Annotated in this window: 17 protein-coding genes and 1 pseudogene; 13 read left to right on the top strand and 5 right to left on the bottom strand. The window is 63.5% G+C overall.

Features of this window, described 5'->3' with window-relative positions:
- Positions 1 to 205: 205 nt before the first annotated feature.
- From mdcA to madM, 9 genes are all read left to right on the top strand, one after another.
- A complete protein-coding gene (gene mdcA / locus HX869_RS27700) occupies positions 206 to 1,876 on the top strand; it encodes a malonate decarboxylase subunit alpha (RefSeq protein WP_023659312.1) in 1,671 nt (556 codons plus the stop codon).
- The gene (locus HX869_RS27695) at positions 1,877 to 2,725 is read left to right on the top strand and encodes a triphosphoribosyl-dephospho-CoA synthase (protein ID WP_178903961.1); all 849 of its coding nucleotides are present in this window, start codon (positions 1,877 to 1,879) and stop codon (positions 2,723 to 2,725) included.
- Positions 2,725 to 3,024, top strand: a complete 300-nt coding sequence (locus HX869_RS27690) for a malonate decarboxylase subunit delta (protein WP_003216806.1) — start codon at positions 2,725 to 2,727, stop codon at positions 3,022 to 3,024. The genes HX869_RS27695 and HX869_RS27690 overlap by 1 nt, the downstream gene beginning before the upstream one ends.
- Entirely contained in the window at positions 3,017 to 3,859 is an 843-nt protein-coding gene (locus HX869_RS27685; RefSeq protein WP_178903960.1) for a biotin-independent malonate decarboxylase subunit beta, read from the top strand. The genes HX869_RS27690 and HX869_RS27685 overlap by 8 nt, the downstream gene beginning before the upstream one ends.
- Positions 3,856 to 4,632 carry a biotin-independent malonate decarboxylase subunit gamma gene (gene mdcE, locus HX869_RS27680; RefSeq protein ID WP_178903959.1) on the top strand — a complete coding sequence of 259 codons (777 nt, stop codon included), beginning with the start codon at positions 3,856 to 3,858 and terminating at the stop codon, positions 4,630 to 4,632. The genes HX869_RS27685 and mdcE overlap by 4 nt, the downstream gene beginning before the upstream one ends.
- Positions 4,626 to 5,222, top strand: coding sequence for a malonate decarboxylase holo-ACP synthase (locus HX869_RS27675; RefSeq protein WP_178903958.1), 597 nt, complete (start codon positions 4,626 to 4,628; stop codon positions 5,220 to 5,222). The genes mdcE and HX869_RS27675 overlap by 7 nt, the downstream gene beginning before the upstream one ends.
- Positions 5,219 to 6,124 carry a malonate decarboxylase subunit epsilon gene (gene mdcH / locus HX869_RS27670; RefSeq protein WP_178903957.1) on the top strand — a complete coding sequence of 302 codons (906 nt, stop codon included), beginning with the start codon at positions 5,219 to 5,221 and terminating at the stop codon, positions 6,122 to 6,124. The genes HX869_RS27675 and mdcH overlap by 4 nt, the downstream gene beginning before the upstream one ends.
- Positions 6,125 to 6,306: 182 nt before the next feature.
- A complete protein-coding gene (gene madL, locus HX869_RS27665; protein WP_102604131.1) occupies positions 6,307 to 6,720 on the top strand; it encodes a malonate transporter subunit MadL in 414 nt (137 codons plus the stop codon).
- 1 nt (position 6,721) lies between these two features.
- Positions 6,722 to 7,486, top strand: a complete 765-nt coding sequence (gene madM / locus HX869_RS27660; protein ID WP_003216820.1) for a malonate transporter subunit MadM — start codon at positions 6,722 to 6,724, stop codon at positions 7,484 to 7,486.
- Between the two features lie 156 nt (positions 7,487 to 7,642).
- On the opposite strand, the gene HX869_RS27655 is transcribed toward madM, so the two are convergent.
- From HX869_RS27655 to HX869_RS27645, 3 genes are read right to left on the bottom strand one after another with little or no spacing between them, the layout of a single operon-like run.
- Positions 7,643 to 8,557 (bottom strand): LysR substrate-binding domain-containing protein, encoded by a 915-nt coding sequence (locus HX869_RS27655; RefSeq protein ID WP_003216822.1) that lies wholly within the window; start codon positions 8,555 to 8,557, stop codon positions 7,643 to 7,645.
- A 37-nt stretch (positions 8,558 to 8,594) separates the two neighbouring features.
- The gene (locus HX869_RS27650; RefSeq protein WP_134327458.1) at positions 8,595 to 9,137 is read right to left on the bottom strand and encodes a chromate transporter; all 543 of its coding nucleotides are present in this window, start codon (positions 9,135 to 9,137) and stop codon (positions 8,595 to 8,597) included.
- Positions 9,137 to 9,703, bottom strand: a complete 567-nt coding sequence (locus HX869_RS27645) for a chromate transporter (protein WP_003216826.1) — start codon at positions 9,701 to 9,703, stop codon at positions 9,137 to 9,139. Before HX869_RS27645 ends, HX869_RS27650 begins: the two co-directional genes overlap by 1 nt.
- Positions 9,704 to 9,938: 235 nt before the next feature.
- Here HX869_RS27645 and HX869_RS27640 point away from each other — a divergent pair, with 235 nt between their 5' ends.
- The gene (locus tag HX869_RS27640; RefSeq protein ID WP_003216828.1) at positions 9,939 to 10,556 is read left to right on the top strand and encodes a hemolysin III family protein; all 618 of its coding nucleotides are present in this window, start codon (positions 9,939 to 9,941) and stop codon (positions 10,554 to 10,556) included.
- Here the strand turns inward: HX869_RS27640 and HX869_RS27635 are convergent.
- Positions 10,551 to 11,453: a LysR family transcriptional regulator gene (locus tag HX869_RS27635; RefSeq protein ID WP_177020237.1), complete on the bottom strand. Its 903-nt coding sequence runs from the start codon at positions 11,451 to 11,453 to the stop codon at positions 10,551 to 10,553. The genes HX869_RS27640 and HX869_RS27635 overlap by 6 nt on opposite strands.
- A 108-nt stretch (positions 11,454 to 11,561) precedes the next feature.
- Between HX869_RS27635 and HX869_RS27630 the strand changes: the two genes are divergently transcribed.
- The 3 genes from HX869_RS27630 to HX869_RS27620 are packed head-to-tail and all read left to right on the top strand — an operon-like array spanning position 11,562 to position 14,127.
- Positions 11,562 to 12,803: a D-amino acid dehydrogenase gene (locus HX869_RS27630; RefSeq protein WP_178903956.1), complete on the top strand. Its 1,242-nt coding sequence runs from the start codon at positions 11,562 to 11,564 to the stop codon at positions 12,801 to 12,803.
- Positions 12,804 to 12,813: 10 nt separating this feature from the next.
- Entirely contained in the window at positions 12,814 to 13,167 is a 354-nt protein-coding gene (locus HX869_RS27625; protein WP_008434109.1) for a RidA family protein, read from the top strand.
- Between the two features lie 24 nt (positions 13,168 to 13,191).
- On the top strand, positions 13,192 to 14,127 hold the full coding sequence (locus HX869_RS27620; protein WP_256736793.1) for a transporter substrate-binding domain-containing protein: 936 nt from the start codon (positions 13,192 to 13,194) through the stop codon (positions 14,125 to 14,127).
- Positions 14,128 to 14,267: 140 nt separating this feature from the next.
- Here the strand turns inward: HX869_RS27620 and HX869_RS27615 are convergent.
- Positions 14,268 to 14,457: pseudogene (locus tag HX869_RS27615) on the bottom strand (hypothetical protein); the annotation flags it as partial.

The raw sequence follows: 14,457 nt of genomic DNA, 5'->3' as shown, positions 1-14,457 counted from the left end.
CGGTGTGTCAGTACCCGATTTATCAACTGACCCACCGCATTCGCGAGCAAGCCCGCTCCCACATTTGAACTGTGTTGAGCCCGAGCCTCAGCGTTTGCTAATGAACCATTACTCCAATCGTAACGGTTCACCGCCCAGCTTGATTGATGCCCCCCCAATACCCTCCTAAGGTACAGCCCACGACAGCAAATCCCGTGGAGCGACCATGACAACAACAACTTCCCCCGACTCGCGCTGGACGCGGCGGCGCGATGAGAAGCAGCGCCGCCTCGCATTGGTGCGATCCTTCGCCGATGGCGCCGTGCTCCCCAGCGAGCGCATTGTCGAAGCCCTGGAAGCCCTGATCCTCCCCGGCGACCGCGTGGTGCTGGAGGGCAACAACCAGAAGCAGGCCGATTTCCTCTCGCGCTCCCTGGCCAAGGCCGACCCCGCCAAGCTCCACGACCTGCACATGATCATGCCCAGCGTCGGCCGCTCCGAGCACCTGGACCTGTTTGAAAAGGGCATCGCCCGCAAGCTGGATTTCTCCTTCGCCGGCACCCAGTCCCTGCGCATCAGCCAATTGCTGGAAGACGGCCTGCTGGAAATTGGCGCGATTCATACCTACATCGAACTCTACGCGCGGCTGGTGGTGGACCTGATCCCCAACGTGGTCCTGTCGGCCGGCTTCATGGCCGACCGCGCCGGCAATATCTACACCGGCCCGAGCACCGAAGACACACCCGCGCTGATCGAGCCGGCCGCCTTCAGCGATGGCATCGTCATCGTCCAGGTCAACCAACTGGTGGATGACGTCACCGACCTGCCGCGCGTCGACATCCCCGCGAGCTGGGTCGATTTCGTGGTGGTCGCTGACAAGCCCTTCTACATCGAACCGCTGTTCACCCGCGACCCACGCCACATCAAGCCCGTGCATGTGTTGATGGCGATGATGGCGATCCGCGGCATCTACGAAAAACACAACGTTCAATCGCTGAACCACGGCATCGGTTTCAACACTGCCGCCATCGAATTGATCCTGCCGACCTACGGTGAATCCCTGGGCCTGAAGGGCAAGATCTGTCGCAACTGGACCCTCAACCCGCACCCAACCCTGATCCCGGCCATCGAAAGCGGCTGGGTCGAAAGCGTGCATTGCTTCGGCACCGAACTGGGCATGGAGAACTACATCGCCGCCCGGCCGGATGTGTTCTTCACGGGTCGCGACGGCTCGCTGCGCTCCAACCGAATGTTCTGCCAGCTGGCCGGCCAGTACGCGGTGGACCTGTTTATCGGCGCCACCTTGCAGGTCGATGGCGACGGGCATTCCTCCACCGTTACCCGTGGCCGCCTCGCCGGTTTTGGTGGTGCGCCGAACATGGGCCACGACCCGCGCGGTCGCCGCCATGGCACACCCGCCTGGCTCGACATGCGCCACGACGACGCTCCCGAGGCCTTGCTCGAACGCGGCAAAAAGCTCGTGGTGCAGATGGTCGAGACCTTCCAGGAAGGCGGCAAACCCACCTTTGTCGAAACCCTCGACGCGGTGGAAGTCGCCCGCAAAAGCGGCATGCCCCTGGCGCCGATCATGATCTACGGCGACGACGTCACGCACCTGCTCACCGAAGAAGGCATCGCCTACCTGTACAAGGCCCGTTCCCTGGAAGAGCGCCAGGCGATGATCGCCGCCGTGGCCGGGGTGACCGCCATCGGCTTGCGCCACAACCCCAAGGACACCGCACGCATGCGTCGCGAAGGCTTGATTGCGCTGCCCGAAGACCTCGGCATCCGCCGCACCGATGCCACCCGCGAGCTGCTGGCCGCCAAGAGCGTGGCCGATCTGGTGGAGTGGTCCGGTGGCTTGTACAACCCGCCCGCCAAGTTCAGGAGCTGGTAAATGCACGCACTCAAACTGCACGACCTGACACTGGCCGAACGCCTGGCCGACATGGCCGTCGACGCGTTGATCGATGAGGCGGACCTGTCGCCGAAACCCGCCCTGGTAGACCGTCGCGGCAACGGCGCCCATACCGATTTGCACCTCGGCTTGATGCACGCCTCGGCGCTGTCGCTGTGGCCGGCGTTCAAGGAAATGGCCGAGGCCGCTGTCGAATTTGGCGAAGTCGGTTTGCCCCTGCGTGAAGCCCTCGGGCGCATCGGTCGCGAAGGTGAACAGGCGATGCTCGTCACCACCAGCGGCGTAAATACCCATCGCGGCGCGATCTGGGCGCTCGGCCTGTTAGTCGCCGCTGCCGCACTGCAACCCGAATCCTGCACTGCCAGCGCGGTGACGTTGCGCGCCGCCCGCCTGGCCTTGCTCAACGACCGTTACGCACCGCAACCGCTGAGCCACGGCGCCCAGGTCGCACAACGCTACGGCGCACGCGGTGCTCGCGAAGAAGCGCAATTGGGCTTCCCGTCAGTGCTACAGCGCGGCCTGCCACAGCTGAAAAAAAGCCGCCTGCAGCAACACGGCGAACAGAACGCGCGCCTCGATGCCTTGCTGGCGATCATGATGGACCTGGCCGACACCTGCGTGCTCTACCGCGCCGGCCCTGAAGGCTTGCAGGCCATGCAGCAGGGCGCCCAAGCCGTACTGGACGCCGGCGGCAGCGCAAGCCTCGCCGGCCGCCGCCAACTGCATGAGCTGGACCAGCAACTGCTGGCGCTGAATGCCTCCCCCGGTGGCGCCGCCGACCTGTTGGCCGCCTGCCTGTTTATCGACCGCCTCGACGGAGCGCTGTGATGGAAACCTTATCCTTTGAATTCCCCGCCGGGCAGCCCGCCAAGGGCCGCGCGCTGGTGGGTTGCGTCGGCTCCGGTGACCTCGAAGTGCTGCTGGAACCGGGCACCGCCGGCACCCTGACGATCCAGGTGCAGACCTCGGTGAACGGTGCGCAGCTGCGTTGGCAGCATCTGTTCGAGCGGATCTTCCAGGAACAGACACCCCCCGCATTGAACATCGATATCCACGACTTCGGCGCCACACCCGGCGTGGTGCGCTTGCGCCTGGAGCAAGGCTTCGAGGAGATCGGTCATGACTGACTTGCTGAACAAACACAGCTTCGTCGAACTCGGCGCCCGGCAACGAGCCAAGGCCTTGCTCGACGCGGGCAGCTATCGCGAACTGATCGACCCGTTCCAGCGCGTCATGTCGCCGTGGCTGAGCCGCCAGGGCGTGGTGCCGCAGGCAGATGACGGCGTGGTGATCGCCAAGGGCAGCATCGCCGGCTTGCCGGTGGTCATCGCGGCCATCGAAGGCAATTTCCAGGGCGGCAGTCTCGGTGAAGTCGGCGGCGCGAAGATGGCCGGTGCACTGGAGTTGGCTGCTGAAGACAACCGCAACGGCATCCCGACGCGCGCCATCCTGCTGCTGGAAACCGGCGGCGTGCGCTTGCAGGAAGCCAACCTGGGCTTGGCTGCCATCGCCGATATCCATGCGGCGATTGTCGACCTGCGCCAGTACCAGCCGGTGATCGGCGTGGTGGCGGGCAGCGTCGGTTGCTTTGGCGGCATGTCCATCGCGGCAGGCTTGTGCAGTTATCTGCTGGTGACCCGTGAGGCGCGCCTTGGCCTGAACGGCCCGCAGGTGATCGAGCAGGAAGCCGGCCTTGAAGAATACGACTCCCGTGACCGGCCCTTCATCTGGAGCCTGACCGGCGGTGAGCAGCGTTTCAACAGTGGCTTGGCCGACCGGTATGTGGCCGACGACGTGGTGCAGATTCAGCAGCAGATCACTGAACTGCTGCAACAAGGCTTGCCGGAAAACCAGCGCAGCCGTCAGGTTGATCACTATCTGGAACGCCTGGCCGCACTGAACGCCGAACCGCAAATCGACCCGGCGACGGTTCGCGATCTGTATCAGGGAGAACGCTTATGAGAGGTTTGCAGTGGTTCAACGCATTGAGCGGCGACGCAGCGCCAGTGAGCGGTTTGCCGAACTCGCTGAAAGTTGCCGACGGTGTGCTCGGTGATCAGCTAGTGCGCTTTATCGCGGTGGTCACCGACCCGCAAAACCGCTTCCCTCGCGCTCGCAACGGTGAAGTCGGTTTGCTGGAAGGCTGGGGTTTGGCCAAGGCGGTTGATGAAGCGATCGATACCGGCGACAAGCGTCCGCTGATTGCCATCGTGGATGTGCCGAGCCAGGCCTACGGTCGTCGCGAAGAGGCCTTGGGCATTCACCAGGCATTGGCCGCCGCTGCCGACAGCTACGCCCGTGCCCGCCTGGCCGGTCACCCGGTGATCGCGCTGCTGGTGGGCAAGGCGATGTCCGGCGCCTTCCTCGCCCATGGTTACCAGGCCAACCGCCTGATTGCCCTGCGCGACCCCGGCGTGATGGTGCATGCCATGGGCAAGGCTTCGGCGGCGCGGGTAACCCTGCGCAGTGTTGAAGAGCTGGAAACCCTGGCCGCCAGCGTGCCGCCGATGGCCTATGACATCGACAGCTATGCCAGCCTCGGCTTGCTCTGGGAGACCTTGTCGGTCAGCCAGATCGAGCAGCCCACCACCGAAGATGTGGCGCGGGTCAGCGATTGCCTGGTGCAGGCGATCAAGGATGTGCAGGCCGGCGGTCGGGACCTGAGCGGTCGCCTGGGCGCCACTAACCGCGCGGCCTCCAGCCACGTGCGCCAACTGCTGCGGGAGCAATGGTGAACGCTCACGACTTGCTCTGGGGCATGACCCCGGCGCATGCGCCCGCTGATGCGCCGGCCTGGGTGCTGGAAGCATTGGCCGCTGGGCATCCGGTGGTGGTGCGGCGTGCCGTCGCGTCGCCGGGCGAGGTAGCGGTGGGGGTACGCGGGCGCTTGCGCGAGCAGCGCTTCGCCGCCGTGATGCCGATGGCGGCGGTGCAGCGGCGCGTGGTGCCGGAAGACCTGCGCGGTGTGATCTCGCCAAGGGATTTGCCGGCGTTGCAGGCCCTCGCTCAGTTGCAACCGGTGCTGGCGGGAGAGAGTTGGGGCGTCACCGGCAGTGCGGGTTTCGAGTTGGCCAGCGGTGTCGAAGCGCTGCATACCAAGAGCGATCTGGATTTGATTCTGCGCACGCCCGAGCGCCTTGATCGCAGCGATGCAGAGGACCTGCTGGCGATACTGGATACGGCGGTGTGCGCCGTGGACCTGCAACTGCAAACGCCTTTTGGCGCGGTCGCGTTGCGTGAATGGGCCGGTGGTTCGCGTCGCGTGCTGCTGAAGAACGCCAGCGGCGCGCAGCTGGTGCTCGATCCTTGGCAGGCCGTGGCATGAGCAGCCTCCTGGCACTCCCGGGGCAGGGCGCCCAGCGTCCCGGCATGCTCCAGCAATTGCCGCGTGCGGTGCTGGACGAAGCCAGTGCTGCCCTCAATGAGGATGTGCTTACCCTGGATTCTGCCGAAGCGCTGGCCTCGACCCGTGCCGTGCAGCTCTGCCTGTTGATTGCCGGTGTGGCCAGTGCGCGTTTGCTGGAACACACCCCCGATTACGTCGCCGGCCTGTCCATTGGTGCCTATCCGGCCGCCGTGATCGCCGGCTCGCTGGACTTTGCCGACGCGTTGAAACTCGTCAGCCTGCGCGGCGAATTGATGCAACACGCGTATCCCCACGGCTACGGCATGACCGCCCTTATCGGCCCGGACCTGTCCACCGTCGAGGCCTTGCTTGCTCAGGTCCACAGCCCGCAAACCCCGGTTTACCTGGCCAATATCAATGCCGACAACCAGACGGTCATCGCCGGCAGCGATGAGGCCATGAAGGCGGTCGCCAATCTGGTGCGCGGCAACGGCGTCGCCAAACGCCTGGCCGTCAGCGTGCCGTCTCATTGCGTACTGCTGGAAAAACCCGCCGAGGCCCTGGCCGAAGCATTCGCCCAAGTGACACTGAAACCGCCGAGCATCACCTACCTGAGCAGCACCCGCGCCCGGCCGATCCACAACACCGAACACCTGCGCGACGACCTCGCTTTCAACATGTGCCGCATCGTCGATTGGCGCGGCACCGTGCAAAGCGCCTATGAGCGTGGCGTGCGCCTGCATCTCGAACTGCCGCCCGGCGCCGTGCTCACGGGCCTCGCGCGCCGGGTATTCGAGCAAGGCACCGTCATCGCCTTCGAAGGCGCCCGTCTGGATACCTTGCAGGCCTTGCTGCGAGAGGAGGGAAACCATCACCGATAGAGCTCCACCAAGGCTGATGCTGGTCGGTCAAGAGATAGAGCGGGTCACCAATGACCTGTGGCGAGGGAGCAAGCTCCCTCGCCACAGGTACGGTATTCATCTTTATCGGATCGGCATTGCCGCCCAAGGCTTTCGAAGCACAAAAACAACAATTTCGATGAAGCACTTTGAGGACAACCATCATGATTATTTACGGTGTGGCGTTGCTGGCGATCTGCATGTTGGCCGGCGTGATTCTGGGCGACATGCTCGGCGTGTTGCTGGGAGTCAAATCCAACGTGGGCGGGGTGGGGATCGCGATGATCCTGCTGATCTGCGCACGGTTGTGGATGCACAAACACGGCGGCATGACCAAGGAATGCGAGATGGGTGTCGGCTTCTGGGGTGCCATGTACATCCCGGTGGTGGTGGCGATGGCGGCGCAACAGAACGTGGTGACCGCGCTGCACGGCGGCCCGGTGGCGGTGCTGGCGGCGATTGGTTCGGTGGTGGTGTGCGGTTGCACGATTGCTTTGATCAGCCGTACGCACAAAGGCGAACCGTTGCCCGATGAAGAGCCGCTGATCGCGGTTGCACCTGTCGCGGGAGGTCGCTGATATGTGGGAACTCATCGAGAAAGGCCTGGCAAATAACGGCTTGGTCACCGCCTTTGCATTTGTTGGCGTGGTGATGTGGATTTCGGTGGTGCTGTCCAAGCGCCTGACCTTCGGGCGCATCCACGGCTCAGCCATCGCGATTGTGATCGGGCTGGTGCTGGCCTGGGTGGGCGGCACCTTGACCGGCGGGCAGAAAGGCCTGGCGGACGTGGCGCTGTTTTCCGGGATCGGCTTGATGGGCGGTGCCATGCTGCGGGACTTTGCCATCGTGGCCACGGCATTTGAAGTACAGGCCACCGAGGCGCGCAAGGCCGGCTTGATTGGTGCGATTGCCTTGCTGCTGGGCACGGTGCTGCCGTTTATTGTGGGCGCGAGTATCGCCTGGGCGTTTGGTTATCGCGATGCGATCAGCATGACCACCATCGGCGCGGGCGCGGTGACTTACATCGTCGGGCCGGTGACCGGGGCGGCGTTGGGCGCCAGTTCGGACGTGGTGGCGCTGTCCATCGCGACCGGCTTGATCAAGGCGATCCTGGTGATGGTGGGCACGCCCATGGCGGCACGCTGGATGGGCCTGGATAACCCGCGCTCGGCGATGGTGTTTGGCGGCCTGGCCGGTACGGTGAGCGGCGTGACGGCAGGCCTGGCGGCGACGGACCGGCGGTTGGTGCCGTATGGCGCACTGACCGCCACCTTTCACACCGGGCTTGGGTGCTTGCTGGGGCCGTCGGTGCTGTACTTCATCGTGCGCGGGATTGTCGGCTGACCCGAGATGTGTCGACCGCTTTTGTGGCGAGGGAGCTTGCTCCCGCTGGAGCGCGAAGCGGTCCCAATGCATTCTTCCTGAAACAACGCGGGCGCTGATTTTACGACTGCTGCGCAGCCGAGCGGGAGCAAGCTCCCTCGCCACAGGGGATCATTGTCAGGTTTGGCGGTTCGCATACATCCGGCACTCCGCCAACAGCGCGAGCAGGTTCGGGTCGCGCTCCTTGGCTTTCAGAAACACCACGCCAATGTGCTGCTGCAAACGGTAGCGCGGTTGCAGGGGAATCAGCTTGACCCGGTTCTCATACACCGCCGCAATCCGCCCCGGCAGCAGCGCATAACCCACCCCCGAGCTGACCATGCTCAGCAGGGTGAAGATGTCGTTGACCTGCATCGCCACCTTCGGCTCGAACCCTGCCTGCTTGAATACGCGGTTGCCATCCTGATGGGTGGCGAAGCCTTGGGTGAGGGTGATGAAGGTGGCGTCGCGCACGTCCGCCAGGTCGATTTCCTGTTCGCGGTCGAAGGGTGAATCGGCCGGGGTGGCGAGGAAGATGTCGTCGGAAAACAGCGCGATCTGCTCGCAGTCCGGATCGTTGGCGTGCTCGTCGAGGGAGATCAGGATCGCATCGACTTCCATGTTCTTCAGCTTGTACAGCAGGTCGAAATTCGACCCGAGGATCAGGTCGATATTCAGCTCGCTACGGCGAATCTTCAGCCCCATGATCAACTGCGGCACGGTCTTCACCGTCAGCGAATACAGCGAGCCCAGCTTGAAGCGCTCGGCGGAAAAGCCGGCGGCCTCGCGGGTCACCCGCACACTGTCCACCACATCCTGCACCAGCTTCTGCGCACGCTCTTCCAGCACATAGGCGCTTTCCAGCGGCGTGAGGTTGCGCCCTTCGTGCTTGAACAGCGGGCAGCGCAGGGCGTTTTCCAGGGAGTGGATCGCCCGGTGCACGCTGACGTTGCTGGTCTGCAATTCAGCCGCCGCCCGCGCCAGGTTACCGGTGCGCATGAACGCCAGGAAGATCTCCAGCTTCTTGAGGGTGAATTCTTCGTCGATCAGCATGGGCGTGACTCTTGTTCGAATGCCGTCGATTGTGCCCCTAAAACCAGTTCACTCCCAGCCATGCACTGCACAGGCCCAACACTACGCCGAGGATGATCAGCCAGATCGCGTTGAGCCTTGTGTAATACACCACGGCGGCGCTGGCCAGGGTCAGTACCAGGCTGGTGGCGTTGTTTTCCAGGCTGTTCATCAGGATGTAGCTGGCGGCCAGGATCAGGCCGATGGAGATCGGCAGCAGGCTGCCTTTGACCCGCTGCACCCACGGGGTTTTGCTGTGTTTTTCCAGCCAGCCGGCGCCGAGGTAGGTGAGTACCGAGCAGGGCACCAGCTTGGCGGTCAGGGCCACCAGGGCGCCGGGCAACCCGGCGGCTTGCTGGCCGATAAATACCAGGAACATGCCATTGGGCCCCGGCAAGGCCTGGGACAAGGCGAAGAAGGCGACGAACTGGGCGTCGGTGATCCAGTTCATGTCGGTGACGGTGTAGCGGTGGATATCGCTCAGGGCCACGGTGTTGCCGCCAATCGCCATCAGCGACCACAGCGCGCATTGGATCATCAGGTGAAACAGCACGCTCTGCATCAGCCGGCCACCTTCTGCTTGCCCATGAAGCTCAAGGCCAACGAGCTGGGAATGCAGATCAGCAAGACCATCCACAACGGCAGCACCAGCACCGCCATCAACACGAAGGTCAGGACGAACGCGCTGTAATTCGCCAGGGTTCGCGGCATAGCCTTGAGCAGGCGCAGAGTGGTGCCGAGCATCAGCCCGGTGGCGATCGGCATCACCGCGCCGAAGATCTGCTGCACCACGTCATGGCTCCACCATTTGGCATAGGCGAAGCCGGCCAGCACGGTGATCAGCGAGGGGAACAGATACAAGCCGACCACGGTCACAACCGCACCCGGCAAACCGTGCAGGCGCCGACCGTAGATGATGCCGACGTTGGCGATATTCGGCCCGGGAAAGAATTGGCCGGTGGTGAGCAACTCGTTGAAGCCTTGTTCGCTGACCCACTGCCTGCGGTCGACCATCATCTGCCGCGCCCAGGGCATCACGCCGCCAAAGCCGAACAGGCCGACCATGGCGAAGTTGTAAAACAATTGCCACAGACTCGGGTGGGGCTGGGCAGGTTCGAGGTCGGGCATGGGCGTTACCGATGAGGGGCTTTTATGTAGGAGCTGGCTTGCCTGCGATAGCGGTGGGTCAGACATGCATCTGCTGCTGATACACCGCTATCGCCGGCAAGCCAGCTCCCACAGGATGAAGCGAATCATCCATCGGCATGTGTATTTGGGCAAATGAAGAAAGGTTGTTACCTGATGTTGGATGGGTGACGTCAGAATGGTCGAGGTGATAACCGTTATTCGAGGTGAGTGACACATGTATCACGGGGAACGATTCAACGCCTGGAGCCACTTGCTCGGGGCGGTTGCGGCTTTTGTGGGTGCGGTATGGATGTTGGTGGTGGCCAGTATGGACGGCAACCCCTGGAAGATTGTCAGCGTGGCCATTTACGGTTTCACGTTGCTGGTGCTGTACAGCGCGTCGACCGTGTACCACAGCGTGCGCGGGCGCAAGAAAGCGATCATGCAGAAGGTCGATCACTTTTCGATCTACCTGCTGATCGCAGGCAGTTACACGCCGTTTTGCCTAGTGACGCTGCGCGGGCCGTGGGGCTGGACGCTGTTCGGGATTGTGTGGGGGCTGGCGGTGATCGGCATCCTGCAGGAGATCAAGCCACGCTCCGAGGCGCGGATCCTGTCGATCGTGATCTACGCCGTGATGGGCTGGATCGTGCTGGTGGCGGTCAAGCCGCTGATTGCTGCGCTGGGCCCCACGGGTTTTGCCTGGCTGGCGTCGGGCGGGGTGCTGTACACCGTGGGCATTATTTTCTTTGCCCTGGAGGACCGCCTGCGGCACTCCCACGGGATCTGGCATTTGTTCGTGATTGGCGGCAGCCTGCTGCATTTCGTGGCGATCATGGGGTACGTGTTATAGCCGGTCCAATTGCTCCTGGGCCCGGCTGCCGAAGATCTCCAGCAGGCTCGCCAGCATATGCGGCGGCGGTTCGTCGGCGCGGGTCAGGGCGTACAAGGTGATTGGCAGCGGCGGCGCAAGGGGGCGAATGCAAGTAGTGGCCGGTGATGCGCCGAGGGCGGTGAACGGATCAATCACCGCCAGCCCGGCGCCGGATTCGACCATCGCCCTGGCCAGGGAATAGGTCTGCACCGCGATGCTGACCCGTGGCGGCGGGTCGACCGCTTCCAGGTAGCTGTCCAGCTTCGCCGACAACGGGTCGGCGCTGGACAGGCCAATCAACGGCGCGCCCGCCAGGGCCATCAGCGGCAACGGTTTGCCTAGCTCGTTTTCCTTCCAGTAACCCTGCGGCGCCAGCGCCACCAGCACGCCGTGGGCCAACGGCTGGGCGTTCAGCCCTGGGTGATCGGGCGGTTGCAGGGTCAGCGCCACGTCGACCTCACGCATCAACAGGTTTTGCACCAGCTCGCGGCTGTGGGCGCTGGACAGCTCGCAGGCGATGTCCGGGTAGCGTTGGGTCCATTCGCGGATGGCCGGCGGCAGCAACGACAAGGCCAGCGCGGGTGTGGCGCCGATACGCAGGCTCTGGCCCGGCTCGCGGCGCAGGTTCTGCGCCAGGCGCCGCACGCCTTGCAGGCTTTCGGTCACCTTGTCGACTTCGCGCTCCAGCGCCAGCGCTTCCGGGGTTGGCTGCAGCTTGCCGCGTATACGCAGGAACAGCGGGAACCCCAACTGCAACTCGGCGTGCTGCAGCACCTTGCTCACCGCCGGCTGCGAGACATGCAGCAACTGGGCGGCGGCGCTGATGGAACCGGTCTGGCGGATGGCCTGGAAGATTTCGATATGACGCAAGCGCATGGGCAGTCCATAACCTTTGTTTATGGGTGACCCATCTTTATTCATTGTCCCGCCGCTGTCACCTGCCTCTAACCTTCAAGCCTGACATCGCACGGTTAAGGGACGCACATGGCTCAGCAGGTTTGCATCATCGGTGGCGGGGTTATCGGCCTGGCGAGTGCCTACGCGCTGGTGCGTGCCGGCATGCAGGTGACGGTGGTCGAAGCCCGGGAAACCCTGGGCAGCGAGACCAGCTTCGCCAACGGCGGGCAACTGTCCTACCGCTATGTCGCGCCGTTGGCCGACAAGGGCGTACCGTTGCAAGCCATCGGCTGGATGCTGCGCGGTGACTCGCCGCTGAAGCTGCGCCCGCGCATGGACCCGGCGCAGTGGCGCTGGATGGCCTCGTTCCTGGGCGCCTGCCGTGGCTCGGTGAACCAGCGCAATGCGGCCCACCTGCTGCGCCTGGCGTCCTTGAGCCAGGGCACCCTGCAACGCTGGCGTGAAGAAGACCAACTGGGCGGTTTCCACTGGCGGCGCAACGGCAAGCTGGTGACCTTTCGCAGCCTCGACAGCTATGAACGCGCCTTGAATAAAGTGACCGACCCGCTGCAACAGCAAGTGCTCTCGGCGGCGGACTGCGCACGGCTGGAACCGACCCTGGACAGCGCCAGTTTTTCCGGCGGCATCTATACGCCCAATGAAGAGGTCGGCGACTGCCATGGGTTCTGCCAGCAACTGGCGGCGCGCCTTGAAGCGTCGGGGCGCTGCACGTTCCTGTTGGGGCGCAAGGTGACGACGATTCGTCACAGCGCAGGCGCCGTGCAGGCTATCGAAATGGGCAGTGAAGTCTTGCCGGTGCAGCACCTGGTGCTGGCCGCCGGGCACCGCAGCCCCGAGCTGGCCTTGCCGGGTATGTCACTGCCGCTGTATCCCCTCAAGGGTTACAGCCTGAGCGTGCCGATTGGCGCGCAGCATCAGGCGCCGAACATCAGCATCACCGATTACGACCGCAAGATCGTCTACGCGCGCATCGGTGAGCAACTGCGGGTGGCGGCGATGGTGGATATTGTCGGCTTCGACACCCGCCTGGAACCCAAGCGCCTGGCGCTGATTAAGCGCCAGGCACTTGAGACGTTCCCGCTGGCCGGTGACTACCAGCACGCGGTCGAATGGGCCGGTATGCGCCCGGCCACGCCGACCGGCGTGCCGTTGATTGGTGCCAGCGCCTACAGCAACCTGTGGCTTAACCTCGGCCACGGCGCCCTCGGGTTTACCCTGGCTTGCGGCAGCGGCCAGGTACTGGCCGAGTTGATTGGCCGGCACACCACTTCCATTGATATGCAGGGCTTCGCGCCCCGAGCCGCTTGAGGATATTTCGATGACCATCACCCGAATCAACAGCAACAGCCGCTTGTCTGGCGCCGTGGTGTTTCAGGACCTGGTGTTTTTGTCCGGCCAGGTGCCGGGCGAAGGCCGCGATGTGAAGACCCAGACCGAACAGGTGCTGGCCAGGATTGATGCGCTGCTGGCCGAGGCCGGCAGCGACAAGGATCATCTGCTGAATGCGACCATCTACCTGAACAATATCCAGGAGGGTTTTGCGCCGATGAATGAAGTCTGGTCCGCCTGGCTATCGCCGGGGCAGGCACCGACGCGTACCACGTTGCAAGCGCAGTTGGCGCGACCGGATGTGCTCGTTGAAATCAGCGTCATTGCCGTGCGCCGTCCATAACTAAAACAAAAACGGAGAATAACAATGCAAAAACTGTGGCGAGGGGGCTCGTCCCCCGTCGGGCTGCGCAGCAGCCCCATACTCTTCCTGGCCCTGATATTGAGCGCCCAGACCCAGGCAACCGAAGCCCCCCTGGAAGGCACGCTGAGCAAGATCGCCAACGCCAGGAGCATCACCCTCGGCTACCGCGATGCCTCGGTGCCGTTTTCCTATGTGGGGGATCACAGCGGCAAGCCCATGGGCTATTCGGTGGAGCTGGCGAACAAGATCGTCGAGCGTATCCAGCAGAAAACCGGTGTGCCGAAGCTCAGCGTGAAGTACAACCTGGTGACTTCCCAGACCCGCATAGCCCTGGTGCAAAACGGCACCGTGGACCTGGAATGCGGTTCCACCGGCGTGACCGCCGAGCGGCAGAAGCAGGTGGCGTTTTCCTACGGGTTTATCTACGTGAAGGGCCAGTTGCTGACCGCCAACGACAGCGGCATCAAAAGCTTCGCCGACCTGCAAGGCAAGAACGTGGTAACCACCGCCGGTACCACCAACGAGCGGTTCCTCAAGAGCTACAACGTCGATCACAAACTGAACATGTCGGTGATCAGCGCCAAGGACCACGGCGAAGCCTTCCAGATGCTGCAATCCGGCCGGGCGGCGGCGTTCTACATGGATGACGCGTTGCTCTACGGCGAGCGCGCCAAGGCCAGGGACCCGCACAAGTGGGTGGTGGTCGGGGAAGAACAGTCGCGGGAAATCTACAGCTGCATGGTGCGCAAGGACGACCCGCAGTTTCTCGCGGTGGTCAATGAGACCCTGGCCGGGCTGTACAGCTCGGGGGAGATCAACGGGATTTACCAGCGCTGGTTTGAGCAGCCGATCCCGCCCAAAGGCTTGAACCTGGAATTCCCGATGACCAGTGAGTTGAAGGCGATTATTGCGACGCCTGTGAGTGACCCGGTGGAGTAGCGGAGTGCAAACCCGATCCAAATGTGGGAGCGGGCTTGCTCGCGAAAGCGGAGTGCCAGTCAATACATGTGTGACTGATCCACCGCATTCGCGAGCAAGCCCGCTCCCACATTGGTTTTGTGTCGTTGTTTGAATCGTGCTTACAACAGAAAGCCGAGTGCACTCAGGCTGTCGGTGGAATTGATCAGCCGCACCACCTTGCGCTCCAGGGTCGCGACCCCGGCGCTGAACCGGATGCGGTAATTCAGGTCGGCCACGAACGGCGTGTGTACTCCGCGCTTGTAGGCGTACAGCAGCTGCGCACAGTTAACCTCCACCACCTCGCCCGCC

The sequence above is a fragment of the Pseudomonas sp. P7779 genome, from assembly GCF_013386315.1.
GTDB lineage: Bacteria > Pseudomonadota > Gammaproteobacteria > Pseudomonadales > Pseudomonadaceae > Aquipseudomonas.
This window is presented reverse-complemented; position numbering and strand designations above follow the sequence as displayed.